The sequence below is a fragment of the Pseudomonas sp. GM102 genome, from assembly GCF_000282555.1.
GTDB lineage: Bacteria > Pseudomonadota > Gammaproteobacteria > Pseudomonadales > Pseudomonadaceae > Aquipseudomonas.
Window position 1 is genome coordinate 22,976 of sequence record NZ_AKJB01000045.1, and the last position, 26,959, is coordinate 49,934.

A 26,959-nucleotide genomic window follows, 5' to 3' on the forward strand; every position below is an offset into this window, starting at 1 on the left:
TGACCATGAATTGTTCGAGAGTTCTATCGATGACCAATCCTGCGCTGATTGATGAGCTGAAGACCCTGGTTGAGCCTGGCAAGGTGCTGACCGATGCCGACTCCCTGAATGCTTACGGTAAGGATTGGACCAAGCATTTTGCCCCGGCCCCGATGGCCATCGTGTTCCCCAAGACCACCGAGCAGGTCCAGGCCATTGTCCGTTGGGCCAATGAACACAAGGTGGCGCTGGTGCCGTCTGGCGGTCGTACCGGGCTTTCGGCTGCGGCCGTGGCAGCCAATGGCGAAGTGGTCGTGTCCTTCGACTACATGAACCAGATCCTCGACGTGAACCTGACTGACCGCACGGCCGTTTGTCAGCCAGGCGTGGTTACCGAGCAATTGCAGAACAAGGCTGAAGAGCACGGTCTGTACTACCCGGTGGACTTCGCGTCGGCAGGTTCCAGCCAGATTGGCGGCAATATCGGCACCAATGCCGGCGGGATCAAGGTCATTCGCTATGGCATGACCCGCAACTGGGTGGCCGGCATGAAAGTCGTCACCGGCAAGGGCGATCTGCTGGAACTGAACAAAGACCTGATCAAGAACGCCACTGGCTACGACCTGCGTCAGCTGTTCATCGGCGCCGAAGGCACGCTGGGGTTTGTGGTCGAGGCCACCATGCGTCTGGACCGTGCGCCGAAAAACCTCACCGCAATGGTTCTCGGCACCGCCGATTTCGATTCGATCATGCCTGTGCTGCACGCATTCCAGAGCAAACTTGACCTGACTGCCTTCGAATTCTTCTCCGATAAGGCTTTAGCCAAGGTTATGGCTCGTGGCGATGTGCCGGCACCGTTCGAATCCGATTGCCCGTTCTACGCGCTGCTGGAATTCGAAGCGACTACTGAAGAAGTGGCCAACCACGCCCTGGAAACCTTCGAGCACTGTGTGGAGCAGGGCTGGGTGCTGGACGGCGTGATGAGTCAGAGCGAAACACAGTTGCAGAACCTGTGGAAATTGCGCGAGTACATCTCCGAAACCATTTCCCACTGGACACCCTACAAAAACGACATTTCGGTCACTGTCTCGAAAGTCCCGGGGTTCCTGAAAGAAATCGATGCGATCGTCGGCGAACACTACCCGGATTTCGAAATCGTCTGGTTCGGCCACATCGGCGACGGCAACCTGCACTTGAACATCCTCAAGCCGGACAACCTGAGCAAGGACGAGTTCTTCGCCAAGTGCGCGACCGTCAACAAGTGGGTGTTCGAAACCGTCGAGAAGTACAACGGTTCGATTTCCGCCGAACACGGCGTTGGCATGACCAAGCGTGACTACTTGACCTACAGTCGCTCGCCGGTTGAGATCGAGTACATGAAAGCCGTCAAAGCAGTGTTCGACCCGAACGGCATCATGAACCCGGGCAAGATTTTCGCTGTTTGACTTTTGAATTTAAGAGCTACGAAACAGGAGTCGGTCAATGAGCTATCAGCACCAGTATGTCGACGGTACGCGTATTCATTTCCCGCTGGGGAAAGTGGTGTGCATTGGCCGTAACTACGCCGAACACGCCAAGGAACTGGACAATCCGGTGCCTACCGAACCACTGCTGTTCATCAAGCCGGGCAGTTGCGTGGTGCCGCTGGAAGGTGGTTTCAGCATTCCGACCGAGCGGGGCTCGGTGCATTACGAAGCGGAAATCGCCGTGTTGATTGGCAAGCCACTGTCGACCAAGCCGAGCCGTGAAGAAGTGCTGGATGCCATCTCCGGCATCGCCCCCGCCCTGGACCTGACCCTGCGCGACAAACAGGCCGAGTTGAAAGCCAAGGGCCTGCCGTGGGAAATCGCCAAATCCTTCGACGGTGCGGCGGTCATTGCGCCGTTCGTGGCGGGCAGTACCTTTGCCGACCTGACCGACATCGGTATCCGCCTGACCATCAATGGCGAAGTCCGCCAGGATGGCAACAGCAAGGACATGCTGAATCCGATCGTGCCGATGATCCAGTACATGGCCGGCTGCTTCTCGCTGCAGGCCGGTGACGTGATTCTGACTGGCACGCCGATGGGCGTTGGTTCGTTGAATGTCGGTGACGAACTGGTACTCGAATTGCCGGGCGCCAGCCGCTTCACCAGCAGCGTGCGCTGACCCAACGCAAAACCCAGTGTGTGCGGGCTTGCTCGCGAAGAGGTCGTCAAATCCAGCATCAATGTTGGATGACAGACCGCATTCGCGAGCAAGCCCGCTTTGGTTTGTGATCCTTCCTGGGAATCGCATCTGCCCGCAAAGGGCAATCCCGCCATTTCCCGTTTTTTTCACATTTTGTCCGGATAATTCTTGGGCTTCTGGCGTCTGAGCCAGTCCCAATTGTGCTATTACCCATAGCCTGAATTTCTGGAACGTATCCCTGCATGACCACCCAACCGCTGCCCAAGCTGAAAACTGCCCGCCGCTCGCGCTTTGTCATGCGTTGGTATTCCTGGCTTTTGCTGGTGGCTGCTGCTGTGTATGGCCTCGTGTTTGCGATGCACTGGGACGATCGCGGCGTGCTCTGGGTGATGGAGCGTTTCGAAAGCCCGGCCGAGCGAAAAGAGAGTATCTGGCTGCCGGATTACCGGGCGGTGATCGACGCCAAGTTGCTGCCGGGTATGGAGAAGGACGAAGCGTCAGACGTGTCTTATGACCCGCAGACCAAAACCCTGTTTGCGGTGATGGGCAAGAACCCGTTCCTGGTCGAGCTGACGTTGCAGGGCGATGTGTTGCGCAAAATGCCTCTGGTGGGTTGGAGCAACCCGGAAGGGGTGACGGTCATGGGCAATGGTTTGCTGGCGATCACCGATGAACGCGCGCACCTGCTTTCCATCGTCAAGGTCGACGCCGATACCCGGGAACTGAATATCGCCAGTTTCCCGAAATACGACCTGGGCCCGTCGAAAAACCAGAATAAGGCCTTTGAGGCGATCGTTTGGGATGCGCGCAACCAGCAACTGCTGCTGGGTGAAGAGCGTCCACCGGCGCTGTTCAGCTGGAAAAGCGACGGCAGCCAAATCCTCAAGGGCGACAAGCAAAAGCTGTCCAGCGACGAATTGGATATCCGCAATCTGTCGGCCCTGGCCATCGATCCGCGCACCGGCCATACCTTGGTGCTGTCCGCCGATTCGCACTTGCTGCTGGAATTGGACGAGAAAGGCGAACAGGTCAGCTTCATGACTCTGCTGGGTGGCTTCAATGGTCTGAAAAAAACCATTCCCCGTGCCGAAGGCGTGACCATGGACGAAGCGGGCACGCTGTACATCGTGAGTGAGCCGAACCTGTTCTATCGCTTCGAAAAACAACCGTAGGAGTTCGGTAATTGTGGTCGAAGGCCACTGGCCATTAAGCTTGAATTCATGCTGCCATGGTATTTCATCCTCCCGTCTTGTTTCCGAGCTCGCCTGAATGCGCCGACTTGCCCGTCCCAAACCCCTGATGCTGATCTTGTCGGTAATTGCGCTGATCGTGCTGATTGCCGTCGGCCAGTACCTGCGTCTGTTCGAGCGCACCTGGTTCAATATGCAGGCGTTATGGCAGCCGCTGAATGCCCAATCCATTGGCCTGGATCAGTATCAGGTAGCGATCGAGGCGCAAGTTATTGACGGTCTGGACGACGATGTTTCGGCGCTGACCTTCGATCCCGTGCGTAAAAGCCTGTTCACCGTCACCAACAAAAATGCCGAACTGATCGAATTGTCCCTGGAAGGTAAGATCCTGCGGCGTGTGGCGCTGGTCGGGTTTGGCGATCCGGAGGCAGTGGAGTTCATCAGCGCTGACACTTACGTGATCACCGACGAGCGCCAGCAACGGCTGATCAAGATTCATCTGGAGAAGGACACGACGTTCCTCGATGCCGCGGACGCCGAGCAGATCACCCTCGGCGTGCACATGAGTGGCAACAAGGGGTTTGAAGGGTTGGCTTATGACTCGGTGGGCAAGCGCTTGTTTGTCGCCAAGGAGCGCGATCCGATGCTGATTTACGAAGTGCAGGGCTTTCCGCATTACAACCCGGAGAAATCCTACGCGGTACACGTGGTGAACAACCCCAAACGTGATGCCGGGATGTTCGTGCGAGACCTGTCGAGCCTGCAATACGACGAGCGCAGCGGCCATTTGCTGGCGCTGTCCGATGAGTCGCGACTGATTCTGGAGCTGGATGTCGACGGGCGACCGCTGACCACCCTGTCACTGAGCAAGGGGCGTCAGGGATTGCAGAAAACTGTACCGCAAGCGGAAGGCATCGCCATGGACGACGACGGCACCCTGTACCTCGTCAGCGAGCCGAACCTTTTCTACGTCTTCAAAAAACCACTGCAACCCTGACCAACACCCATACCCCTGTAGGAGCGAAGCTTGCTCGCGAAGGCGGCGTATCAGTCGACATCTCTACTGACTGATGCGCCGCCTTCGCGAGCAAGCTTCGCTCCTACAGGGGTTTTGTGTTTGGCTTATTGGGCGCGCAGGGTTTTCACGCCTTCGCTCGTGCCCAGCAGCAGCAAATCAGCCGGGCGGGCTGCGAACAAACCGTTGGTGACCACGCCGACGATGGCATTGATCTGTGTTTCCAGCTCCACCGGGTTGGTGATCTGCATGTTGAACACATCGAGGATGATGTTGCCGTTGTCGGTCAGTACGCCTTCACGGTAAACCGGGTCGCCGCCGAGCTTTACCAGTTGACGGGCTACGTGGCTGCGGGCCATCGGGATCACTTCCACCGGCAACGGGAACGCACCGAGCACCGGCACCAGTTTGCTGGCGTCGGCGATGCAAATGAAGGTCTTGGCCACGGCCGCCACTATCTTCTCGCGGGTCAGGGCCGCGCCACCGCCCTTGATCAGGTTTAGGTGCTCGTCGCTTTCGTCGGCGCCATCGACGTAGAACTCCAGGTCGCTGACGGTATTGAGCTCATACACCGGAATGCCGTGGCCTTTGAGGCGGGCGGCGGTGGCTTCGGAGCTGGCGACCGCGCCATCGAACGCGCCTTTGTGCTTGGCCAGGGCATCGATGAAGCAGTTGGCGGTGGAGCCGGTGCCGACCCCGACGATGCTCTTGTCGTCGAGTTTCGGAAGGATGAAGTCGACGGCGGCCTGGGCTACGGCCTGTTTGAGTTGATCCTGGGTCATGCGGGCTCCGAAGTGCCGAAAGGGGAACGAAAGGCCGGCATTATAGGCCTCGCGATGGGGAAGGTCATTGCCCGATTGGCGGGTCAAATGCACGCACCAGACAACTGATTCACTGTAGGAGCGAGGCTTGCCCGCGAAGAGGTCGTCACATCCAGCATAAATATTGGCAGTAAGATCGCTTTCGCGGGCAAGCCTCGCTCCTACAAGTGTGGTCGCCCGCCCAAAAGCCGGGTTAGACTCCTTGGCCCTGCCCAACCCGCTCAGTGATGCTTTCCGATGCTCGAACAGTACGTCAAAAAGATCCTCACCTCGCGCGTTTATGACGTTGCCGTAGAAACCCCATTGCAGACTGCCCGCCAGCTCTCCGAGCGGCTGGGCAACGATATCTGGCTCAAGCGTGAAGACTTGCAGCCGGTGTTCTCGTTCAAGATTCGCGGCGCCTACAACAAGTTGACGCAATTGAGCGATGAAGAGCGTGCTCGCGGCGTGGTCACCGCGTCGGCGGGCAACCATGCGCAAGGCCTGGCCCTGGCGGCCAAGGTTCTGGGCGTGAAAGCGACCATCGTGATGCCCAAGACCACCCCGGAAATCAAGGTCGAAGGTGTACGCTCGCGTGGCGGTAAAGTGGTGCTGCACGGGGATTCGTTCCCGGAAGCCCTGGCCTACTCGCTGAAACTGGTCGACGAAAAAGGCTACGTCTACATTCACCCTTACGACGATCCCCACACCATTGCCGGGCAGGGCACGGTGGCCATGGAGATTCTGCGCCAGCACCCGGGGCGTCTGGATGCGATCTTCGTTCCGGTGGGCGGCGGCGGGCTGATCGCCGGGATTGCGGCGTACGTGAAATACCTGCGCCCGGACATCAAAATCATCGGAGTCGAACCGGATGACTCCAACTGCCTGCAAGCCGCCATGGCCGCTGGTGAGCGCGTGATCCTGCCTACCGTGGGCTTATTCGCCGACGGCGTGGCGGTGGCGCAGATCGGTCAGCACACTTTCGATATCTGCAAAGACTACGTAGACGAAGTCATCACCGTCAGCACTGATGAGATCTGTGCGGCAATCAAGGATATCTACGACGATACCCGCTCGATCACGGAACCTGCGGGTGCCTTGGGCGTGGCCGGGATCAAGAAGTATGTCGAGCAGTGCGGTGTCACCGGCCACACCTTCGTGGCTATCGATTCCGGTGCCAACGTCAACTTTGACCGCTTGCGCCACGTGGCCGAGCGCGCTGAACTGGGCGAGGGTCGCGAAGCCATCATCGCCGTGACCATCCCCGAGAAACCGGGCAGTTTCAAGGCGTTCTGCGAAGCCATCGGCAAGCGCCAGATCACCGAATTCAACTACCGCTACAACACCGGCAGCGAAGCGCATATCTTTGTCGGCGTGCAGACGCATCCGGAAAACGACCCGCGCAGTGCGCTGCTCGCCAGTCTTACCGAGCAGGGTTTCCCGGTGCTCGACCTGACCGACAATGAGCTGGCCAAGTTGCACATCCGCCACATGGTCGGCGGGCGTGCTGTCCATGTGGTCGATGAAGTGGTGCTGCGCTTCGAGTTTCCGGAGCGTCCGGGTGCGTTGTTCAACTTCCTCAATAAGCTCGGCGGGCGCTGGAACATTTCGATGTTCCATTACCGCAACCACGGTGCGGCCGATGGCCGTGTGGTCGCGGGCCTGCAAGTGCCGCACGACGAGCGTCATCTGGTACCGGCCGCGCTGGAAGAAATCGGCTACCCGTACTGGGACGAAAGCGACAACCCGGCCTATCAGCTGTTTCTCGGCTGAGCGGCTACGCTGATCGGCAGGCCATAAGGAAATCGAACAATGGAAACGTTAACCGCCCTCAAAATCGCTCATGGCGTGGCGACGGTGTTGCTGTTGATCAGCGCACTGGGGTTGGCGATCTGGGTCTGGCGCGCCCGCCGTAACGGCGACGCGACGGCTCACACTCGTACCTTGCAACGACCACAGGTGTTCATCTGGCTATTGATGGGCCTGGCACTGCTGAGCATGCCGTTCACCGGTTGGTGGATGGTGCATCTGGTGGGTTGGCCGTTGGGGCAGACCTGGCTGCTGGCGTCCAGTGTGCTCTACACCGTGGCGGCGTTGGGCTGGTTCTGGCTGGTGATGCGACTCAATCGGCTGCGCAAGGCGCCCGCGGGGGGGAATGGGAAGTTTACATTTGCGTTGGCGTTGTTCAGCTTTGTCTGCTTTATCGCCATTGCGGGGTTGATGGGGGCCAAGCCGGTTTAAGGCTTCAGACCGAGTCGGCCCCTTCGCGGGCAAGCCTCGCTCCTACAGTACAGTGTTCAGTCGCTTTTGTAGGAGCGAGGCTTGCCCGCGAAGGCGATCTTAATCGCGCAACGAAATTACCGGCCAGCCACGCTTCTCGGCCTCGGCCCGCAAATTGGGATCCGGATCGACAGCGATCGGATTCGCCACCTGTTCCAACAGCGACAAGTCATTCATCGAGTCACTATAGAAATAGCTGTCTTCCAGGTTATGGCCGGTTTCGTCCAGCCAACGATTCAACCGGGTCACCTTGCCTTCACGGAAGCACGGGACATCAGTGCTGCGTCCGGTGTAACGGCCGTCGATCATTTCGCATTCGGTGGCGATCAGGGTTTCAACGCCCAGACGGGCTGCAATCGGCCCGGTCACAAAGCGGTTGGTGGCGGTGATGATCACCAATTTGTCGCCGGCCTCGCGGTGTTTGGCCAACAGTTCGATGCCCTTGGGCAGCACGATCGGTTCGATGCAGTCGCGCATGTAGTCCAGGTGCCATTGATCCAGCGTGGCCATCTCGGTGCGGCCGAGAACTTCGAGGCAGAAGTTCAGGTACGCGTCGTTATCCAGCTTGCCGGCCAGGTAGTCCTGATAGAACTCGTCGTTGCGTGCCTTGTAGGCGACGGCGTCGAGGAAACCGCGTTCGCACAGATAATCGCCCCAGGCGTGGTCACTGTCACCGCCCAGAAGCGTGTTGTCCAAGTCGAATAAAGCCAGCCGCATTGCAGTTACTCGCTGAAAAGTCTGTAGAAAGGTGTCCAGAATACGGACTTTTCACAAGAGTGCACATAAGGTAGGTCGGCTCGTTGCTGCTTTCACAACCTTTGTGGAACAATGCGGCGACATGCGTTTGCGAGGTTGTTGCCGTGATCGACCCCGATGGTTTCCGCCCCAATGTCGGGATCATTCTGACGAATGATGCTGGCCAGGTGCTATGGGCTCGCCGTATCAATCAAGATGCCTGGCAGTTTCCACAGGGCGGGATCAACCCCCAGGAGACGCCGGAAGACGCCTTGTACCGCGAGTTGAACGAAGAAGTGGGCCTGGAGCGCGAAGATGTTGAAATACTCGCCTGCACCCGGGGCTGGTTGCGCTATCGTTTGCCGCAACGTCTGGTCAGGACGCACAGCCAACCGCTGTGCATCGGCCAGAAGCAGAAATGGTTTCTCCTGCGCCTGATCTCCAACGAGCAGCGGGTGCGGATGGATTTGACCGGTAAACCGGAATTCGATGGCTGGCGCTGGGTCAGTTATTGGTATCCGTTGGGCCAGGTGGTGACATTCAAGCGCGAGGTTTATCGCCGCGCTCTCAAAGAGCTTGCCCCGCGCCTTTTAGCGCGCGACTGACGACGGAGTTCGACCCCGAGCCATGCTCAATACGCTGCGCAAGATCGTCCAGGAAGTTAACTCCGCCAAGGATCTCAAGGCGGCGTTGGGGATTATTGTGTTGCGCGTCAAAGAGGCCATGGGCAGCCAGGTCTGCTCGGTCTACCTGCTTGACCCCGAGACCAATCGCTTCGTGCTGATGGCCACCGAGGGCTTGAACAAGCGCTCGATCGGCAAAGTCAGCATGGCACCCAACGAAGGTCTGGTCGGCCTGGTCGGCACGCGTGAAGAACCCCTGAACCTCGAAAATGCCGCGGATCACCCGCGCTACCGTTACTTCGCCGAGACCGGTGAAGAACGCTACGCCTCGTTCCTCGGGGCGCCGATCATTCACCACCGTCGCGTCGTCGGCGTGTTGGTCATTCAGCAAAAAGAACGCCGCCAGTTCGATGAAGGTGAAGAAGCCTTCCTCGTGACCATGAGCGCGCAACTTGCCGGCGTTATCGCCCACGCCGAGGCCACCGGTTCGATCCGTGGCTTGGGCCGTCAAGGCAAAGGTATCCAGGAAGCAAAGTTCGTCGGTGTACCGGGTTCGCCGGGCGCGGCGGTCGGAACCGCGGTCGTCATGCTGCCGCCGGCCGATCTGGACGTGGTGCCGGACAAGACCATCACCGACATCAACGCCGAACTTGGCCTGTTCAAGACCGCCATCGAAGGCGTACGCGCCGACATGCGTGCCTTGTCCGCCAAGCTGGCGACCCAGCTGCGGCCTGAAGAACGGGCGCTGTTCGACGTTTACCTGATGATGCTCGACGATGCCTCGCTCGGCAGCGAAATCACCACGGTGATCAAGACCGGTCAGTGGGCTCAGGGCGCGTTGCGTCAGGTGGTCACCGAGCACGTCAACCGATTCGAATTGATGGACGACGCCTACCTGCGTGAGCGCGCCTCGGACGTCAAAGACCTCGGTCGGCGCTTGCTGGCTTACCTGCAGGAAGAGCGGCAGCAGACGCTGGTCTACCCCGACAACACCATTCTGGTCAGCGAGGAACTGACGCCGGCGATGCTCGGCGAGGTGCCGGAAGGCAAGCTGGTCGGTCTGGTGTCGGTACTCGGTTCCGGCAACTCACACGTGGCGATCCTGGCGCGCGCCATGGGTATTCCGACGGTGATGGGCCTGGTCGACTTGCCGTATTCCAAGGTCGACGGCATCCAGATGATCGTCGACGGCTACCACGGTGAGGTCTATACCAACCCGAGTGACGTGCTGCGCAAGCAGTTCGCCGAGGTGGTCGAGGAAGAGAAACAGCTGGCCCTCGGTCTGGATGCATTGCGGGACCTGCCGTGCATAACGGTCGACGGTCACCGCATGCCGCTGTGGGTCAACACTGGCCTGCTGGCGGACGTGGCGCGGGCGCAGAAGCGCGGTGCCGAAGGCGTGGGTCTGTACCGCACCGAAGTGCCGTTCATGATCAACCAGCGCTTCCCGAGCGAAAAGGAGCAGCTGGCAATCTATCGCGAGCAGCTCGCGGCGTTCCATCCTCAACCGGTGACCATGCGCAGCCTGGACATCGGCGGCGACAAGGCGCTGTCGTACTTTCCAATCAAGGAAGACAACCCGTTCCTCGGCTGGCGCGGCATTCGCGTGACCCTCGACCACCCGGAAATCTTCCTGGTGCAGACCCGCGCCATGCTCAAGGCCAGCGAAGGCCTGAACAACCTGCGTATTCTGCTGCCGATGATTTCCGGCACCCATGAACTGGAAGAAGCCCTGCACCTGATTCACCGGGCCTGGGGCGAAGTCCGCGACGAAGGCACCGACGTGCCGATGCCGCCGATTGGCGTAATGATCGAGATCCCGGCGGCGGTGTATCAGACCAAGGAACTGGCGCGACAAGTGGATTTCCTGTCGGTCGGCTCCAACGACCTGACCCAGTACCTGCTGGCCGTGGACCGCAACAACCCGCGGGTGGCCGATCTCTACGACTACCTGCACCCGGCAGTATTGCAAGCCTTGCAGAACGTGGTGCGCGACGCCCATGCCGAAGGCAAGCCCGTAAGTATCTGCGGCGAAATGGCCGGTGACCCGGCGGCGGCGGTGTTGTTGATGGCGATGGGCTTCGACAGCCTGTCGATGAACGCCACCAACCTGCCGAAAGTGAAGTGGATGCTGCGTCAGATCAACCTGAGCAAGGCCAAGGAATTGCTGGCTGAGCTGATGACCATCGACAACCCGCAAGTTATCCACAGCTCGCTGCAACTGGCGCTGAAGAACCTTGGGTTGGCGCGGATGATTAATCCGGCTTCGGTCAAAACCCTTTAAAGGCCGAGGGCCTGTGGCGAGGGAGCTTGCTCCCGTTCGGCTGCGAAGCAGTCGTAATCCGGCCGATGCGATCTTTCTGAAAGAACGCATTGGCCGGATCGGGAGCGCTTCGCACTCCAGCGGGAGCAAGCTCCCTCGCCACAATTAATAGCCCGAGCTTCAAATCCTGATCTCTACCTCCCCCAAATGCCCCCCATACGGCCCGAAACTCCTTTCGACCATATGCCTTCCCCCATCCGCCTGAACAATCAACGCCGTACTCGCCCGTGTCCCGTAAGTCGGGCTCTTGATAAACACGCTCGACAACAACGTCTCGGTGGCCTGTCCCACGCCAGTGTCCGGCAGTTCGGCAAGCGGCGCCGTCTGCGGGTCGCTCAGCAAGGCTAACAGCGCCTGCGGCTGCGGATCGCCCAATACCTCGTTCAATGCTGCCTTGGCCTTGAGCACTTTCGGCCACGGCGTATCCAGCCCCGCGTTCGATAACCCATAAATGCCCGGTGGGAGCATGACCGCCTCCGTCTCCCGGGCATTGAAGTGCCATAGCTCGTTGGCATTGCCAATCAACAGATTAAACCCGGCATATTCAGGCGAACGTCCGACAACGTCCGTTAAATAGTCGTCAATCGACATGTCTCCGCTGAGAAACTGCGCCACCAGTTCGCCTCGCGACTTGCGCGCCGGCGGCTGAAGGGGATCACGGATGTTGGTCAGCGCGGCGAAGCGCCCATTGGCGCCGACCCCGAGCCACGTACCGCCAGCCTCAAGGTCGCGACCGGCATACACGTGCGGGGCTTGCGGCCATTGCGCCAGGGGCAGGCTGGGCCGGGCATAGAATTCGTCGCGGTTGGCCGCCACGATCAGTGGCTGGGCATGACCCGGTCGCCAGGCAAAAACAATCAGGCACATAAGGTGGTCCTTGTGTGTTTTTTGCTCACTCTACGCAGACATCGCTCATCGATCCATCGCCATCCACAGTGGAGCCCGAGGCCATGCTTCCGTTACCATGCCGCTCCTGATTCGGGATGCTTGGGGATGCGGCCATGGAATTTCTGCTCTATCTGGCGCTGGGCGCCTGTGCGGGCGTGCTGGCTGGGCTGTTCGGGGTAGGCGGCGGGATCATCATTGTCCCGGTGCTGGTGTTCAGTTTCACCTTGCAGGGATTTGATGCGTCGATCCTGACGCATCTGGCAGTAGGCACTTCGCTGGCGACGATCATCTTTACGTCGGTCAATGCGGTTCGCGAGCACCATCGCCGCGGCGCCGTGCGTTGGCCGATTTTTGCCTGGATGACGCTAGGTATTCTGATCGGTGCCGGTTTTGGCGCGCTGACCGCCGAAGCGATTTCCGGGCCGAATTTGCAGAAGATCATTGGTGTATTTGCGCTGATCATCGCCGTTCAACTCGCTTTGGACTTCAAACCCAAGGCCAGCCGAACGGTGCCGGGCAAAGTCGGTCTGACCGTGGCTGGCAGCGTTATTGGCTGGGCCTCGGCGATTTTCGGGATTGGCGGCGGCTCGTTGACCGTGCCGTTCCTGACCTGGCGCAGCGTACCAATGCAGCAGGCGGTGGCCACTTCGTCGGCCTGTGGCCTGCCAATCGCCTTGGCCAGTGCATTAAGTTTCATGATTTTGGGGTGGCACGATCCATTGCTGCCGGCCCATAGTCTCGGTTTTGTTTATTTGCCGGCGCTGCTGGGGATTGCCCTGACCAGCATGGTATTCGCCCGCCTCGGTGCGCGACTGGCCCACAGGCTATCGCCGCGCTTGCTGAAAAGACTGTTTGCCGCTTTGCTGTTTTGCGTCGGCTTGAGCTTCTTGCTCTGACGCGTAGCGCAATCCTGGCTTAATCCTGGCGTGACAGCGTCGCCCGGGAATTTGAAGGTTTCAACTCTAACGAGGAGTCGCAATGCTGCCTTACCCGCAGATCGACCCGGTGGCCCTGGCCATCGGTCCGCTGAAAATCCACTGGTACGGCCTGATGTACCTGATCGGCATCGGCGGCGCGTGGTGGCTGGCATCACGCCGGCTGAACCGCTTCGACCCGACCTGGACCAAGGAGAAACTCTCCGACATGGTGTTCTGGATGTCGATGGGCGTCATCGTTGGTGGACGTTTGGGTTATGTGCTGTTTTACGATCTGAACGCCTACCTGGCCAACCCGACCCTGATCTTCGAAGTGTGGAAGGGCGGCATGTCGTTCCACGGCGGGTTCATCGGCGTGATGTTGGCGGCGCTGTGGTTCGGTAAAAAGAACGACAAGTCGTTCTTCCAGCTGATGGACTTCGTCGCGCCGATGGTGCCGATTGGCCTGGGTGCCGGGCGCATCGGTAACTTCATCAACGCCGAGTTGTGGGGCAAGGCCACCGATGTGCCGTGGGCGATGGTCTTCCCGACCGATCCGGCGCAACTGGCGCGTCACCCGTCGCAGCTGTACCAGTTCGCGCTGGAAGGCGTGGCGCTGTTCTCGATCCTCTGGCTGTTCTCGCGCAAGCCGCGGCCGACCATGGCGGTGTCCGGGATGTTCGCGCTGTTCTATGGCATCTTCCGCTTCATCGTCGAATTCGTTCGCGTGCCGGACGCGCAACTGGGTTATCTGGCCTGGAACTGGCTGACCATGGGCCAGGTGCTGTGCGTACCGATGATTGTCGGCGGATTGTTCCTGATCTGGCTGGCTTATCGACGCGCCCCGGCGGCCCCCGCAGCTGCTGTATAAGAAGCAGGCGCTATAAATTCGAACCCCGGGGCGACGGTCCCGGGTTCAAGGACACAGGTAATTCATGAAGCAATATCTCGAACTGGTCGCCCACGTCATCAAGAACGGCACCAAACAGGCCAACCGCACCGGCGTGAACACCATCAGCTTTCCGGGCGCGATGCTGCGCTTCGATCTGCAGGAAGGTTTCCCGGCGATCACCACCCGCAAGATGGCCTTCAAATCCGCCATTGGCGAGATGTGCGGTTTTCTGCGCGGGGTGAACAACGCCGCCGAATTCCGTGCACTGGGTTGCAAGGTCTGGGACCAGAACGCCAACGAAAATGCGCAGTGGCTTGCCAACCCGTTCCGTCAGGGTGAAGACGACCTCGGCGAGATCTATGGCGTGCAATGGCGCAAATGGCCGGCGTACAAGCAGATCCCGGTCAGCAATCAGGCCGCCATCGAGCAGACCCTGAGCCAGGGTTATCGTCAGATCGCCGAAGGCGAAGAAGACGGTCAGGCCTACGTGGTGCTGTACAAGGCGATCGACCAGATCCGCCAGTGTGTCGACACCATCATCAAGGACCCGGGCAGCCGTCGCATCCTGTTCCACGGCTGGAACGTTGCGCAGCTCGACGAAATGGCCTTGCCGCCATGCCACTTGCTGTACCAGTTCCACCCGAATGTCGAGACCAGGGAAATCTCCCTGACCCTCTACATCCGCTCCAACGACCTGGGCCTTTTATACCCCCGCGAAGAATCCGCACATTACGCAATGGCTGCGTAATAAGGCTTTACCTTCCAAGCTCATTTATTGTGCCCTGGTACAAATTGCACATTGTGTATAGTACGGGCCATTTTGAGGAGAGTGGAAGCATTGAAGGTCATCGCAGTTAGGGGCAAACCCCTAGATTTCAGAGAGTCCCCAACCAGGCGGGACGCCCCATCCGAAGAACCTCAAGTCCAGGAAGCCGTGAAGGTTACGGGGGCAGCCGTCTTTGATGACGATGAGCGCCTAATGCCTTTGATCTCGGGCTACTTATCCCACGCGCTCCAGAACGCTCAGATTTCCCAGCTGACGGCTATTACCTACGGTCGCAACCTTGGGTATACCTGCGAGTACCTAATGAACCGTCGTGAGTTTCGTGATTGCGAGCGTGACTCAGCGTTCTTGGAAATCCGAACCCATGTCATCGAGGAGTACTTCGCTCACCTCCGCGAGGCAGAGGAACTCTCTAAGAAGACGGTGCGCAACCGGGATTCTTCCTTGATGGCGTTTTTCAATGATTTTCTGTGCAAGGGAGTGGATGACCTATCCGCACCTCGTACCGCGCCTAACCCCTACACTGCCGGCTATCTATCCCCCCGTCCCAACAAGAACCTGGTGGTGGCCTGCTCCCTGAATGACCTCAGAGAGCTCATCCTGGCCACGCAGAGTGAGCGTGAACGCTGCTTGCTGCAGTTCATGTATGACGCAGGCCTGCGACGCTCAGAAGTCCCGCGAGTGACCCTCAAGGCCATTGATGATGCCCTTCGTTTCCAAGATACGTTGTTCATCTCGCCAGGTGTGTCTGAGGCAATCAATGCTGACTATTGCCCCCTGCATATCGACGGTAGCAAAGGCCCTGCAGACTCCATTAAACCCCGTCAGACATTGGTCAGTCGCGCCACTTTGCTGCGTGTGAAGAAGTATCACGCTTCCCCGCTGTACAAGATGTACAAGCGCCAATTCTCCGGAGCAGAGAACACCCCAGCCTTCCTGAATGCAGAAGGGGGTGAATACACCAGACGCTCGATTTCCAAGCTCTTGGAGCGCACGTCCACGCGTGCTCTGAACCTTCTGAAAATCGACAAGATGATCTCCCCGCACAAGTTGAGGCACGGGAACGCCTATGCCCTGCTGAGGACGCCTGACATCGGTAGTGATTACCTTGATCGACTGGTGGCCGTGCAAAAGACCTTGGGTCACTCGCACCTCAATACCTCGGAAACCTATACCCAGATCCCCTACGATCTCTACCAGAAGCTCGTACGCCCCGGAACTGAGGCCAAGACGAAAGCAGGTGAGATGGCTGAGCTTTCCCAACAGACGCGCCTGAAAATTGATGCGGGAGTTATGAAATGAGTCGGCTTAATAGTGCTGAGGTAGGCGCCGTTATCGAGTCGTTTGTGGCCCGCGTTACTGATGATCGTGAGTCGTTGCTGAAGGTATGTCTCAGCAGGGGCGAGGAATTGGCGCTGGATCCTAAATACGTCGTCGAACAGACCAACCTAAGCCCAAGGGCTATCCGGAAGCGCATCTCTTACTTTGAGCCTATCTTCGATGCCATGTGTGCGGAAGGAATTATTGTTCCCGGTCATTCGTCGGGCGCCTGCGATTGGCGTCGTAAGCTGCTTGCTTGGTATGAGGGCATGCCTATAGAGGAGAAGTTGGCCATTCCGGTGTTTGGCAATAGCATCAAGGATCGCGGCTTCCTGAGCGAGATTCCTGAATTAGCAGGCCTCAGTTGGGGGAGGACGAAACATGAACTCGTGAGGATCACGTTTGGGGAGATCCTTGATGATCTTCGGGAGCTCGGCGTTCTTGATCCTAGCTACCAAACCGTTGAACAACGCGTCGCCTCGAAAACGGAGAACGAACCATCCGAATCTCTCCGAGACGCCTTCGGAGCTTTGCGTTTAGTCCGCATCCATCGCCTGTCCGACCTCGCGAGCCCGGAACCGGAGCGTCCCTTCCAACATCTGCTGCACCTCTTCAGTGCTTCATCAATGAAGACCAGTAGTGCGTCAGGGCAGTCGAATTTTATCGAGGCTTTCAAATACTACCGAGCCTATCTCAAGGAAGCGAGCTACACGGGGTTGGAAGAGATCCAGGTGCTCGTAACCCCGTACTCCCTGCCAAAGTTCAGGGGATATCTCCAAGACAAGATTCTTGAGCGTTCGCTGTCGACCAGCCACTGCAGTGCGATGATGAGCTCGGCTCGGAAAATGTTAGAGCGTGCAGTCCAGATCGAAGGACTAGGACTGACCAGTTTCGTTGGCGCTGCGGGGTTCGATGCTGAACGTGAAACTGACCAATACAAACCCTATCCCAAAGCTGTGCGAAACCGCATCTCGCAGGTCATTGAGCAAGAAATCGAGGAAACCAATCGCCTGGCCCAGCCTTATGTCCTAAGCCATGTTGGAGAAGACCCGTTGGACGATGATGGAAGAGTGCGCCGAGGCTTCAGTACGCTCAATAATGCCCGGTGGATTTTTGAAAACAAACTCGATTGCAAACCTTTGAGTTTCGAATCTGTAGATCGAGATGACCCTTACCAGCGGGGGTTCATGTCGATTATTTCGAGTTCGCCAATTTCGATTTTCGAAATCTATAAAAGCTGGGGTGTGCAGTATCAGGTTGATGGTCGAGCTATTGCTCCGTACATAGCTCGGCTTGCCCAAGTTACTGGTATGAACGCTGATTCATTGCTGGCACTTGAACTGGATGATTTTATCGAGCGTCATGATTTAACCGATCGCCCTTGCTTGCTCTATTGGAAGGAACGGTCAGAAGGCGCGAAGATACTTCATCTTGATATTTTCCATGCGGAAATATCCTGGCTAACAACCTCTCAAGGGCTAGCGGTCAAGCAGATTTTTGATGATGTGAGGTTTCTGACCCGTGATATTCGCCTGAACGCGCCCGTCGAAGCTCAGAATAAGCTCTTCATCTATCGGTCAAGCTCTCCCAGGAAATACGGTGTCGTGAATTCCTTTGAGAACTCTGGCCGTAACCAGCTCAATAAGACCCTGGATAAGTTCTCTCAGGATCACGGGCTGCTTGACGAAGATGGCAATCCTCTCAAGCTCTCACCGTCACGTTTCCGACCAAGTTTCGTAAGCGAGCTGATTGAGCGCGGTGTCTCTCCACGCGAGATTCAGGTGCTTCTGGGCCATAAGAGCCTAAGCACCACCATGGCCTATCTGGATCAGATGGACTTCAACCCCATGGCGCGCCGGATGCTAAATAAGGTTCTCCATGAAATGCAGCAGGACACTTTGGATGAAGCTCCAAAGCTCATTCCAACCAAGACCATCGAGTCCACGCCAGAGAGGATCCCGCTGCGTTCTGGCTTGGTGACCTGCATGAACGTGTTTGACCCACCAGATTTCATCAAAGCTTTGGCAAGCTACGACCCCAGCAAGCCCTGTACGCTGTTCAACAAGTGCCTTTCATGCAGCAACAGCATCATCACGGTGTCGCATCTGCCAGAGCTCTTTGCCATGCGGCGCGACTACCAACGGATGATTGAGGTCAACCGGGTGATTGATACTCCCTACGGAGCCGTCATCCTGGACAACCTCGATGTGCTCAGCAACATCCTTGACCCTGAGACTTCTGACTTTTCCGAGGAAGAGCTGACCAAGGCTGAGCGTCTCTCTGAAAACTTGCAGGTCAGTATTCTGGCCGAGGGAGTAACGCTATGAGCCACGCTCTGATCCCTGAACTCGCAGCTTACAAACAGTGGCGGACAGCTGCTCACACTCTCCTACTGGAGTTGCACAACAACGTTGCCGATCCGACCCCTGTGTCGCTGGAAGCGCTCTCTTGGTATCAGGCGCTGATGGCGCTGCCTGTCAGTAAGACATCCGTCCTGGGTGACCCAGTCTGGGACTTCAACGACGATCATCCGAATGCCGCTAGGAACGTCAAAGGAGCCAAGCTGCGGCTCAATTTTGAATCGTATCCATTGCTTAACCAGTCGGCGGCATTAGAGGTCAAGGTAGCCCTGTATTGCTGGCTTAAGATGCCGTCGGCACTGCGCACGTTTGCCTCGCCAAGAAACATCAAAGCCAATACTGCCATTTCATGCATTAAGGCGGGCTTGAGCTTCCTGGACACGATGTCTGGGCAGGCGCGGCAGCTCATGACGGATGAATTCTTTGAGGTTGGGTACCATGGTCTGACGTACTTCGACGCGGGTATGTATCGCGAGGCAGCACTCATTCATCCCTATGCTTTTGGCCCTAATCTCAAGAAGTTCTTCACCCTGCTCAGATCGCCATTTTTTCAAGAGCAGATTTTCGACGAGCCATTGCCTTACGTTGAGCTGGAGTCACTGGCTTGGGCTAAGGTGCTCAAGCACGTCCAGGATTCCGAGCGAACGTACCGGATTCTCCCGAACGACGTCTTCGAAAAGGCTTCTCGCGAGGCTTCGTTCGCAGTTGTCGATTTCCTAAGTACCCTCGGGGAGCCCGTAGATGACCTGGTAGCCCTGACCCGCCAAAACAACAGTGGCTACTCGCTAGCCAACGCTCAAGAGCTGTCGCGTTACAATTTCGAGTTGTATGTCGCGTTGAGGCTGCGGAGAAAAGGCTATGGCTCCGATGCGATGGCGGATGCTCTGTCCGCAGCGTTTGGTCACGTTCCACCAGCGTTCCAGTCCGGCTCTGGTCAACATGATTTCAAGGCGACCGAAACGTTGCTCAAACTCTCAGATTCTAAGCTGGACGATGATTTCCGTCGGTATATCAACTTTGTATCATACAGTGCGTGCTATCTCGTGGCGCAGTACACCGGCATGCGGCCCTCCGAGCTCTCTGAGATCCTGGTTGAGTCGTGCATGGAGCGAGAGAGCGATTACTGGTTGCTCATCAGCAACGTGATCAAACACCGGCAGGGCTTGGCCAAGCTATTCGATGACAAATGGATCGCCATTCCCGTCGTCCGTGATGCTATTCGAGCGGCCCGTCTCATCGCCAAGGTTAAGCAAAACCCTTACCTGTTCTCCAGCGTGGATACGGTTGCACAAGGGGCGGAACCAGCTTCTATGAAGTCACTAGGAATCGCCTATCAATTCAGTGCATTCTTCGAAGAGATCCTCACCGACGAACAGTTTGAAGTCCTCCAGTTCTCGCCCTACACGTTGCGGCACACCCTGGCGTACCAGATGGCCAGGGCTGAGCTTGGGCTCCCATTCATCTCTCACCAACTGAAGCACTTTGGCGACCTCATCGGTGGGGCGGGTCAGAACAAGGCGTTCAGTGCGGTGACGCTTGGGTACGGTGCGATCGCTGAGATCTTGTCCAAGGGTGGGCGCTCCTCTGGCAAAACGCCGACGCAAATGGCAGAGGAGGAGTACATCCAGAGCTACTGCGATCCTGACGGTAACTACGCCGGCCCCAACGCGGAGAGCCACAAGGCGCGGATGAAGAAGGTGTTCAGCGGGTACATGGCTGCTGGCTATACCAAGGAGCAGATCATCGCTCAGATGGCCAAGAAGCGCATGGCGATCATTAACGTGGGACAAGGCTTCTGCTACGGCAGTCAGCGCGAGGCATTTGATGAGTCCCTACCTTGCATCGGATCCCTGCGTTGCAATCCGAATCGCTGCAAAAACGCCGTGGTCACCAAGGTTCATGCCCCTAAATGGCGGGAGATCTATGTGCAGAACAACTTGGCATTGGGCTCTCCTAACTCTGCAGGTGTTGAGGATGAGTTGAGAGCGGCGATGGAGGAAGCCAAAGGCGTGCTGGAGCATCTGGGCGAGGAGGTCGAGGTATGACGGGCCAGGCGTTTGATGTCAAAAATAAGCTCGACTACGAAAAAAACACTGAGCTGCTGGCTCAAGGGATCCTACAAATCTCCTCCGACCCAAATTTGAAGCCAACGATGGCTGAGCTCAGCCGCATTACTGGCATTCATCGCAACACCATCCGCCAGCGAGATTTTCCGGCGGAGCGCCTTGAGGCGATCAAGGAGAGCCGCCGCGTTGCAGTGCTTGCTCAGAGGGTGAAGGCAGAGAAGAAACAGGATCCCAAGACGATTCTGCTGCAACGCCTTGAAAAGAGTCGATTGGAAGTGCTTTATTGGTTCAATAGGTATCAGGAATCTGAGAACTCTTGCGCCACGCTCGACAAGCGGTTAGTCACCGTCCGCGAGTCTAGGGATTACTACGTCCAGGTCGCAGATGAGCTGCGTCAGAAGATCAAACAGCAAGATACTGAAATTTTGAAATTGCGTGACGCGCTGGATTTGGTCAGCGCGAACCTTGAGGAACCTAAATGAAGATGTACCACGATTTGCTGGCCGACGTGCTGGAGAATGGCGTCGAGAAAGGCGATCGCACCGGCACAGGCACGCTGAGTGTCTTTGGTCGCCAATTCCGCCACAACCTTGAAGATGGCTTCCCGCTCCTCACCACCAAGAAGCTGCATTTCAAGAGCATCATCAACGAGATGATTTGGTTCCTGAACGGTGACACGAACACCAAATGGCTAAAGGAGCATGGTGTAAGTATCTGGAATGAGTGGGCGACTGAAGACGGTGACCTCGGCCCGATCTACGGCAAGCAGTGGACGGCCTGGCCTACCCAGGATGGCAAGACCATCAATCAGATCGACTACGTCGTTAATACGCTCAGAACGAACCCGAACAGTCGTCGCATCCTCTTCCACGGATGGAACGTCGAGTACCTTCCCGATGAGTCGGTGAGCCCACAAGAGAATGCAAGTAACGGGAAAATGGCTTTGCCGCCTTGCCACCTGTTGTACCAGTTTTATGTGGCAAATAATAAGTTGTCTGCGCATCTATATATTCGGTCTTCCGACCTACTGTTGGGCAATCCGTACAATCTAGCTGGTGTAAGTTTTTTAACACATATGCTTGCGCAGCAGTGTGATTTAGGGGTTGGGGAAGTTGTAGTTACTATGGGTGATGCGCATATTTACTTGAATCATATTGAGCAAGTAAAACTGCAGCTGACTCGTGAGCCTCGTCCTCTCCCGAAGTTGGTATTCAAGCGTAAGCCAGAGAGTATCTACGACTACAAATTCGAGGACTTTGAGATCGTAGGCTACGACCCACATCCTCATATTCCTGCTCCTGTATCGATCTGATCTGTAGGGGGATCGAGTCCGCCGTTACCAGCGCTTCAAGCGCTTGAGACCAGCTACCGGGCTCTTTCCCTCCTTCCTCAAACGCCAGCTTCTCGGGCGTAAGCTTGAGCACACCCATTAGGATTTCCACGAGATGGATCTGGTCGATACTCTGCGTAACAAAATTTCGGCACTGGGCGATGAGGAATGTGTTCCAGGGCTCAAGGCTGTGCTCCTCCACATAGAGACCGCGTTTGGTCATCTGTCGAGGGGGCAGGAGGATGGTGAGGATACCGCCTTCACAGATTCAATCTATCGTACCAACCAAGCATTCGAAGGCAGCATTAAGGAAGCGTATCGAGTTCTGGCCAACAAGGATCCTGGCCGAAAAAAACCGTACGAGATTGAGAACTACCTTGAAAAAAACGGTGTGTTCAAACCTCGGGTTCTGTCCCAGCTAACGACCTACCGCACAGAGTGGCGGAATCCATCCTCTCACGATTACAAACTGAATTTTGACGAGAGCGAGGCCTTCTTGGCCATCGTGTCCGTCTCCGCATTCTCATGTCTCTTGTTGGATCAGATCACTGAGCGCGTTGCTTACAATGCGGCTCAGGCGGAAGCAAAGCGTGAAATACAAGCTGCTATTGAGAGTATCAATGCTGCGAAGGAAGCTGGTCTTCTGGAATGGGTGGCGGAATTGTTTTTGCGTTTTTTGTCCCATTCTGAAGTGGATATGAAGTCAGGCCCAGCGCGTCGGCAAGCACAGTTCATCGGCGGTCTATCTGGGTATATGGCTACCGTTGCCCCTGAGCTTGTTGTCCAGACAAACGTTCCCTTAGGACGCATGAGTGCAGATTTTATAGTTGCTCATGGGGATGAGCAGGTCATGGTTGAAACCAAAGGCCGATACAGTTCAGAAACCTTTCGTTGGTCGTTAACGCAGTTGCACGAGCTTCTGAGGGCCCACAGAGGTGCCCTCACCAAAGGTCTGATCATTTTGGGTCTAAGTGGTGATATGAGGCAGTTACGACTTCCTTCTGCCTTGCCAGGGGTCGAAGTTATCGTTCTGATACCAGCGGATGCACGCGTGCCAGAGGATCTGATGACTCGTTTCTCGCAGGGCAGTCTGCTGTAGCTGGCCACTCACGATTCTCCGCATAGCCTGTGCACCTCTCCCTAGGGCTGCAGCGGATCAGTCAGGCAGATCCTTGTGTCAGTTGCGCCCACCGACAAACATCATGAGAGCCCTCCATGAATAACGTTGAGCTGATCCAACAAAAAGCTGAGTTGGTTTTTGGCAACAAAACGAAAGCAAATGACTGGCTGACTCAGCCCAAAGTCGCTCTGGGTGGTCAATCACCGATTGAGCTCGCCCGCAAAGAAGCTGGGTATCTATTGGCCAAGGATGCACTTGAGCGAATCGACCATGGATACACCGGCTAACAGGGTCAAGTGATGGGAAGAACATCAGATCGCAACAGTACGCGAGCTGATGGCCAACTCCGCAGGCATGCGTCAGTCGTTGAAAGCGAGCTTTTCAGCCAAATCAATCACCTGTTTTCGAGCGTATTTGTTCAAGCTGTGAAAGCACAGCAGCAGATGCGCCGTCTCGTCATCCTCGCAATAGAAATAGGGCACTGGCAGGTTCAGGACAGCAGCGATCTGCTTCACGATGCTTTCACCCGGCTGGTGAACGCCCTTTTCGTATTGAGACAAGCATGCAACTCAGTAGCCTATGTTCGTGCATGCACCTTTCTGTTGAGCAGCCCCGACCACAGCATTCCTTAGGGCTTCAGCTGTCGTGCCTGCCTTAGGGCGACCAATCTTGTCGAACTCGATCGGCCCGATGGCGAGGGGGGATCCTGGTGAAAGAACTCTAAGCAAAGGATCCTTATCAACATCTTTCGGCCAGGATGACATCTTGAAGATCTTCGCCTCCGAACAGACCATACGAAGAGGTGCGACCTCAGGCGATAGCGGATTCACTGGATCGAAACCATTGAAAGGAACCTCGTCTTCGTATACGAATGCGACGTACCAAGGACTTCGATGCGAAGCGTCGCTCGGCGCTGAATGCAGCTCGAACCGGATGGGTATGTCCGTGTCCTTCGGTAGTTGAACGAGCTCCGGAGTGTTTGAGTCCATGTAACCGAAATTTGTTTCCTGGGAAAGCACAACCCAAACTCTTCGTGCGTCACGAAGACCACTGTTTCTTAACGTGATGGTGACTGCGTACTCCTTCACCGTCTGATCTGAATAGAAGGTATCTGGCCTTTGCGAACTCAGAGACGTCTCCCCTGAAAGTACAGAAATCGAGGGGCGACCAAGCGCGATTTGATCGATATAGACTTTCTGGGCGAAGGCCTGAGAAGCCTTTGCAACACTGTTCGCGCTCTCCGCCGCTTCCCACGTGAACCAGGCCGCTACCGCCGAAGCCACCGTGGCAATGAACGTGAACCCTCCCAGAACGCCCACTTTGCAAGCAAGACGCCATACGGCCCGAAAAGAATCAAGAATCCCTTCCCACAGCAGCTGCAGATTCCACAAAATGTCCACCTGAACGCCCTACCAATTAGTCCCGTCACGGTATCGGCCAAGGGGGCATCGGCATGAGCTCAAGCACCCTTCCACGGGTTCGCTCCCCCAGGGAGTGAAAAATAACGGTTAACGACGCATTCTTCTGACGAACAATCCAAGGACTGGAACTGCATCATGATCAATCTCTACGCACACAAACTCTGGTCAATATTCAGAGAGCAGATCATTGCTCTTGATGGCGGGCTATGTGTTGACTGCGGAAGAGGCAAGGATGAGGTCGTTCTGCAGGTTCACCATAAGCACTACATCAAGGGCCGCAAGCCTTGGGAGTACGAAACACTCGATTGCGAAACGCTCTGCAGGGGCTGTCACGCCAGAGAGCACGGAGAAATCCAGCCAGACAGCGGGTGGGAGTATATCGGCGAGGAAGATCTGGGAGACTTGAGTGGAAACTGTGAACTGTGCGACAACGGCATCCGCTATGTTCACTACGTAATACATGAGCACTGGGAGCAGATGGGCGTCGGCACACATTGCTGCGACAACCTCACCGGAACGAAAGAGGCTACAGAAGGAAGGCGACGCCTGGGGCGATACAGGCGATTCATGTCCGCGACGAAATGGACTGGAGACAACAACTGTCTGAAAACCAAACATGGTGCCCTCACTGTCGCAGTTATCCCTGACCAGCAAAGCTTCCAGTTGATCATCAATCAGGCGCCAGGGCGAAAGAGATTCGCGAGCATGCTGGACGCGCAAAATTTTGCCTTCACTTTTATTGATAGCGGTGAAGCTGCGCAATTTGCCCAAAAAAAAAAGGCAGAAAACAAGAAACTTCGAGTCTAGCCCCCTGGATGGATGATCAGGTACACCCTGGCCAATCGTATAACGCGGATCAGAGCCGCTAGCCTCCCGCTTTCGCTCACAGACAAGTGCCCTGCACCTGCCGTCCTCGATAGCGTGCAAGTAGGCATCTAGAGGTACTTGCCTAACACTGCTCCGCCCAACGACAGCACCTCAGCCACTTGCTCAAACAAGCTGACCGGTAGGCAGTAGTCCACGAAGCCGTGATCCACTGTATCTGCCAAAGCTAGATTTAAGGTCTTCAACGTATGATGTCGACGCCGCCCATGAACTGCTTAAGAACAGCCGGCACGCGGATCGAACCGTCAGCCTGCTGATAGTTCTCCAGTACCGCCACCAGCGTACGACCGACTGCCAACCCGGAACCGTTCAAGGTGTGCACCAGTTCCGGCTTGCCGGTTTCCGGGTTGCGCCAACGCGTTTGCATGCGGCGGGCCTGGAAGTCGCCACAGTTGGAGCACGAGGAGATTTTGCGGTATTGTCCTGGCTCGGAATCCATACTTCCAGGTCATAACTCTTGAACGCGCTGAAGCCCAGGTCGCCGGTGCACAGCGCCAGGATGCGGTAAGGCAGGCCCAGCAGCTGCAGGACTCTCTCTGCGTTGGCAGTTAGGCTTTCCAGCGCTTCCATCGACGTCGACGGCTCGACGATCTGTACCATCTCGACCTTGTCGAACTGGTGCAGGCGGAGCATGCCACGGGTGTCGCGACCCGACGCGCCGGCTTCGCTGCGGAAACACGGGGTATGGGCAACAAACTTGAGGGGCAGTTGTTCTGCATCGAGAATCTGCCCCGCCGCCAGGTTGGTCAATGGGACTTCGGAGGTAGGGATCAGGTACAGATCGGCTTCGCCGTCGCGCCCGATCTTGAACAGGTCTTCCTCGAACTTCGGCAGTTGACCGGTACCTTGCAGCGCCGATGCCCGCACCAGGTACGGGGTGTAGGTCTCTTCGTAGCCGTGCTCGCTGGTGTGTAGGTTGATCATGAACTGCGCCAGGGCGCGGTGCAAACGGGCAATCGGGCCGCGCAGCAGAGTGAAGCGCGCACCGGATAGCTTGGCGGCGGTTTCGAAGTCCACCCAACCGAACTTCTCGCCAAGTGCGACTTGGCCCTTGATCTCAAAATCAAAGATTCGTGGAGCACCCCAGCGGCGTACTTCGACGTTATCGTCTTCGTCTTTGCCGAACGGCACGGACTCGTGCGGCAGGTTGGGAATACTCAGTAGGATCGCCTCCAGCTCGGCTTGGATCTTGTCCAACACAGCCTTGTTCTCGTTCAGCTGGCTGCCCGTGTTCTCGACACTGGCCATCAGCGGTGCGATGTCTTCGCCGCGTTGCTTGGCCTGACCAATACTCTTGGAAATCGCGTTACGCTCAGCCTGCAGTGCTTCGGTGCGGGTCTGGAAGGTCTTGCGCTGTTCCTCCAGCGCTTCGATGCGCGCAACATCTAGGATGAAATCACGGGAGGCCAAGCGATCCGCCACTTCCTGAGTATGACCGCGTAGTAACAGCTTGGGATCGAGCATAGGAATATCTCGCAGTGTTGGAATATGTCGCTTCGCATAGGGCTGGGTTGATCGATGATTCGAACTTGATCTGAAACCGAGATCAGTTGCCCAGAGGCAATCCTAATTTAATCAAGGCATCCATCCCCGTGGTGTCATGGATGTGTGCGTAATGCTGTGGCGTCCAAGTCGCAATTTCCGCCCGGAACACCTCCATAGATTTAAAAGGCATGGTGGCCGTGGCATCGAGCATTCCGACGCGTTTGTTGCTCCACCGATCGACGTCGTCCAAGCGAAGAAAGTAGGCGTTGATACCTGGCGCATAAACCATTTCGGCGCGAGCGCTCAGGCATAAAAACTCCTTCAGAAGTTGTAGAGCGGCCCCCGTCCCCAAACAGCCTCAACCGCTGGTATGTAGTGGC

Annotated in this window: 23 protein-coding genes and 2 pseudogenes; 19 read left to right on the forward strand and 6 right to left on the reverse strand. The window is 56.8% G+C overall.

Annotated features, from left to right (window positions below):
- Positions 1-29 precede the first annotated feature (29 nt).
- The 4 genes from PMI18_RS21550 (at position 30) to PMI18_RS21535 (ending at position 4,335) form a co-directional block, all read left to right on the forward strand.
- Positions 30-1,424, forward strand: coding sequence for an FAD-binding oxidoreductase (locus PMI18_RS21550; RefSeq protein WP_033036092.1), 1,395 nt, complete (start codon positions 30-32; stop codon positions 1,422-1,424).
- 37 nt (positions 1,425-1,461) lie between these two features.
- The gene (locus tag PMI18_RS21545; RefSeq protein ID WP_007897718.1) at positions 1,462-2,127 is read left to right on the forward strand and encodes a fumarylacetoacetate hydrolase family protein; all 666 of its coding nucleotides are present in this window, start codon (positions 1,462-1,464) and stop codon (positions 2,125-2,127) included.
- A 263-nt stretch (positions 2,128-2,390) separates the two neighbouring features.
- Positions 2,391-3,320 carry an SdiA-regulated domain-containing protein gene (locus PMI18_RS21540; protein ID WP_007897719.1) on the forward strand — a complete coding sequence of 310 codons (930 nt, stop codon included), beginning with the start codon at positions 2,391-2,393 and terminating at the stop codon, positions 3,318-3,320.
- Positions 3,321-3,417: 97 nt separating this feature from the next.
- The gene (locus tag PMI18_RS21535; RefSeq protein WP_007897720.1) at positions 3,418-4,335 is read left to right on the forward strand and encodes an SdiA-regulated domain-containing protein; all 918 of its coding nucleotides are present in this window, start codon (positions 3,418-3,420) and stop codon (positions 4,333-4,335) included.
- 125 nt (positions 4,336-4,460) lie between these two features.
- On the opposite strand, the gene rpiA is transcribed toward PMI18_RS21535, so the two are convergent.
- Entirely contained in the window at positions 4,461-5,135 is a 675-nt protein-coding gene (gene rpiA, locus PMI18_RS21530; protein WP_007897721.1) for a ribose-5-phosphate isomerase RpiA, read from the reverse strand.
- 276 nt (positions 5,136-5,411) lie between these two features.
- Between rpiA and ilvA the strand changes: the two genes are divergently transcribed.
- Both ilvA and PMI18_RS21520 read left to right on the forward strand, forming a co-directional pair.
- A complete protein-coding gene (gene ilvA, locus PMI18_RS21525; RefSeq protein ID WP_007897724.1) occupies positions 5,412-6,926 on the forward strand; it encodes a threonine ammonia-lyase, biosynthetic in 1,515 nt (504 codons plus the stop codon).
- 39 nt (positions 6,927-6,965) lie between these two features.
- On the forward strand, positions 6,966-7,394 hold the full coding sequence (locus tag PMI18_RS21520; RefSeq protein WP_007897726.1) for a DUF2269 domain-containing protein: 429 nt from the start codon (positions 6,966-6,968) through the stop codon (positions 7,392-7,394).
- Positions 7,395-7,493: 99 nt separating this feature from the next.
- Here the strand turns inward: PMI18_RS21520 and PMI18_RS21515 are convergent, their stop codons facing one another.
- A complete protein-coding gene (locus tag PMI18_RS21515) occupies positions 7,494-8,150 on the reverse strand; it encodes an HAD family hydrolase (protein ID WP_007897728.1) in 657 nt (218 codons plus the stop codon).
- A 143-nt stretch (positions 8,151-8,293) separates the two neighbouring features.
- Here PMI18_RS21515 and PMI18_RS21510 point away from each other — a divergent pair, with 143 nt between their 5' ends.
- On the forward strand, positions 8,294-8,773 hold the full coding sequence (locus PMI18_RS21510; RefSeq protein WP_007897732.1) for an RNA pyrophosphohydrolase: 480 nt from the start codon (positions 8,294-8,296) through the stop codon (positions 8,771-8,773).
- Positions 8,774-8,795: 22 nt separating this feature from the next.
- Positions 8,796-11,075, forward strand: coding sequence for a phosphoenolpyruvate--protein phosphotransferase (gene ptsP / locus PMI18_RS21505; protein ID WP_007897733.1), 2,280 nt, complete (start codon positions 8,796-8,798; stop codon positions 11,073-11,075).
- A 159-nt stretch (positions 11,076-11,234) separates the two neighbouring features.
- Here ptsP and PMI18_RS21500 read toward each other — a convergent pair whose 3' ends face one another.
- Positions 11,235-11,981, reverse strand: a complete 747-nt coding sequence (locus tag PMI18_RS21500; RefSeq protein ID WP_007897736.1) for an NRDE family protein — start codon at positions 11,979-11,981, stop codon at positions 11,235-11,237.
- A gap of 134 nt (positions 11,982-12,115) precedes the next feature.
- On the opposite strand from PMI18_RS21500, the gene PMI18_RS21495 reads away from it, so the two are divergent.
- The 10 genes and pseudogenes from PMI18_RS21495 to PMI18_RS21450 all read left to right on the forward strand — a co-directional run bounded on the left by PMI18_RS21495 (position 12,116) and on the right by PMI18_RS21450 (position 23,075).
- Positions 12,116-12,898, forward strand: coding sequence for a sulfite exporter TauE/SafE family protein (locus PMI18_RS21495; protein ID WP_007897738.1), 783 nt, complete (start codon positions 12,116-12,118; stop codon positions 12,896-12,898).
- An 82-nt stretch (positions 12,899-12,980) separates the two neighbouring features.
- Positions 12,981-13,787, forward strand: coding sequence for a prolipoprotein diacylglyceryl transferase (gene lgt, locus PMI18_RS21490; RefSeq protein WP_007897739.1), 807 nt, complete (start codon positions 12,981-12,983; stop codon positions 13,785-13,787).
- 64 nt (positions 13,788-13,851) lie between these two features.
- Positions 13,852-14,520 (forward strand): annotated as a pseudogene (gene thyA / locus PMI18_RS21485) (thymidylate synthase); the annotation flags it as partial.
- Between the two features lie 375 nt (positions 14,521-14,895).
- The gene (locus tag PMI18_RS21480; RefSeq protein WP_177319016.1) at positions 14,896-15,894 is read left to right on the forward strand and encodes a tyrosine-type recombinase/integrase; all 999 of its coding nucleotides are present in this window, start codon (positions 14,896-14,898) and stop codon (positions 15,892-15,894) included.
- Complete coding sequence (locus tag PMI18_RS21475) at positions 15,891-18,239, forward strand: site-specific integrase (protein ID WP_007897742.1); 2,349 nt, start codon at positions 15,891-15,893, stop codon at positions 18,237-18,239. The genes PMI18_RS21480 and PMI18_RS21475 overlap by 4 nt, the downstream gene beginning before the upstream one ends.
- Positions 18,236-20,317, forward strand: a complete 2,082-nt coding sequence (locus PMI18_RS21470) for a tyrosine-type recombinase/integrase (RefSeq protein ID WP_007897743.1) — start codon at positions 18,236-18,238, stop codon at positions 20,315-20,317. The genes PMI18_RS21475 and PMI18_RS21470 overlap by 4 nt, the downstream gene beginning before the upstream one ends.
- The gene (locus tag PMI18_RS21465) at positions 20,314-20,820 is read left to right on the forward strand and encodes a hypothetical protein (protein WP_007897744.1); all 507 of its coding nucleotides are present in this window, start codon (positions 20,314-20,316) and stop codon (positions 20,818-20,820) included. The genes PMI18_RS21470 and PMI18_RS21465 overlap by 4 nt, the downstream gene beginning before the upstream one ends.
- Positions 20,817-21,650: a thymidylate synthase gene (locus tag PMI18_RS21460; RefSeq protein ID WP_007897745.1), complete on the forward strand. Its 834-nt coding sequence runs from the start codon at positions 20,817-20,819 to the stop codon at positions 21,648-21,650. Before PMI18_RS21465 ends, PMI18_RS21460 begins: the two co-directional genes overlap by 4 nt.
- A gap of 133 nt (positions 21,651-21,783) precedes the next feature.
- On the forward strand, positions 21,784-22,767 hold the full coding sequence (locus PMI18_RS21455) for a hypothetical protein (RefSeq protein WP_007897746.1): 984 nt from the start codon (positions 21,784-21,786) through the stop codon (positions 22,765-22,767).
- Between the two features lie 116 nt (positions 22,768-22,883).
- The gene (locus tag PMI18_RS21450) at positions 22,884-23,075 is read left to right on the forward strand and encodes an MbcA/ParS/Xre antitoxin family protein (RefSeq protein WP_007897747.1); all 192 of its coding nucleotides are present in this window, start codon (positions 22,884-22,886) and stop codon (positions 23,073-23,075) included.
- Between the two features lie 72 nt (positions 23,076-23,147).
- Here PMI18_RS21450 and PMI18_RS21445 read toward each other — a convergent pair whose 3' ends face one another.
- Together PMI18_RS21445 and PMI18_RS21440 are read right to left on the reverse strand one after the other, a co-directional pair.
- On the reverse strand, positions 23,148-23,303 hold the full coding sequence (locus PMI18_RS21445) for a hypothetical protein (RefSeq protein ID WP_157221666.1): 156 nt from the start codon (positions 23,301-23,303) through the stop codon (positions 23,148-23,150).
- A 54-nt stretch (positions 23,304-23,357) separates the two neighbouring features.
- Complete coding sequence (locus PMI18_RS21440) at positions 23,358-24,188, reverse strand: hypothetical protein (RefSeq protein WP_007897749.1); 831 nt, start codon at positions 24,186-24,188, stop codon at positions 23,358-23,360.
- A 156-nt stretch (positions 24,189-24,344) separates the two neighbouring features.
- On the opposite strand from PMI18_RS21440, the gene PMI18_RS21435 reads away from it, so the two are divergent.
- The gene (locus PMI18_RS21435; RefSeq protein WP_007897750.1) at positions 24,345-25,016 is read left to right on the forward strand and encodes an HNH endonuclease; all 672 of its coding nucleotides are present in this window, start codon (positions 24,345-24,347) and stop codon (positions 25,014-25,016) included.
- A 259-nt stretch (positions 25,017-25,275) separates the two neighbouring features.
- Here PMI18_RS21435 and serS read toward each other — a convergent pair.
- Positions 25,276-26,558, reverse strand: a pseudogene (serS, locus tag PMI18_RS21430) (serine--tRNA ligase).
- Positions 26,559-26,959 lie beyond the last annotated feature (401 nt).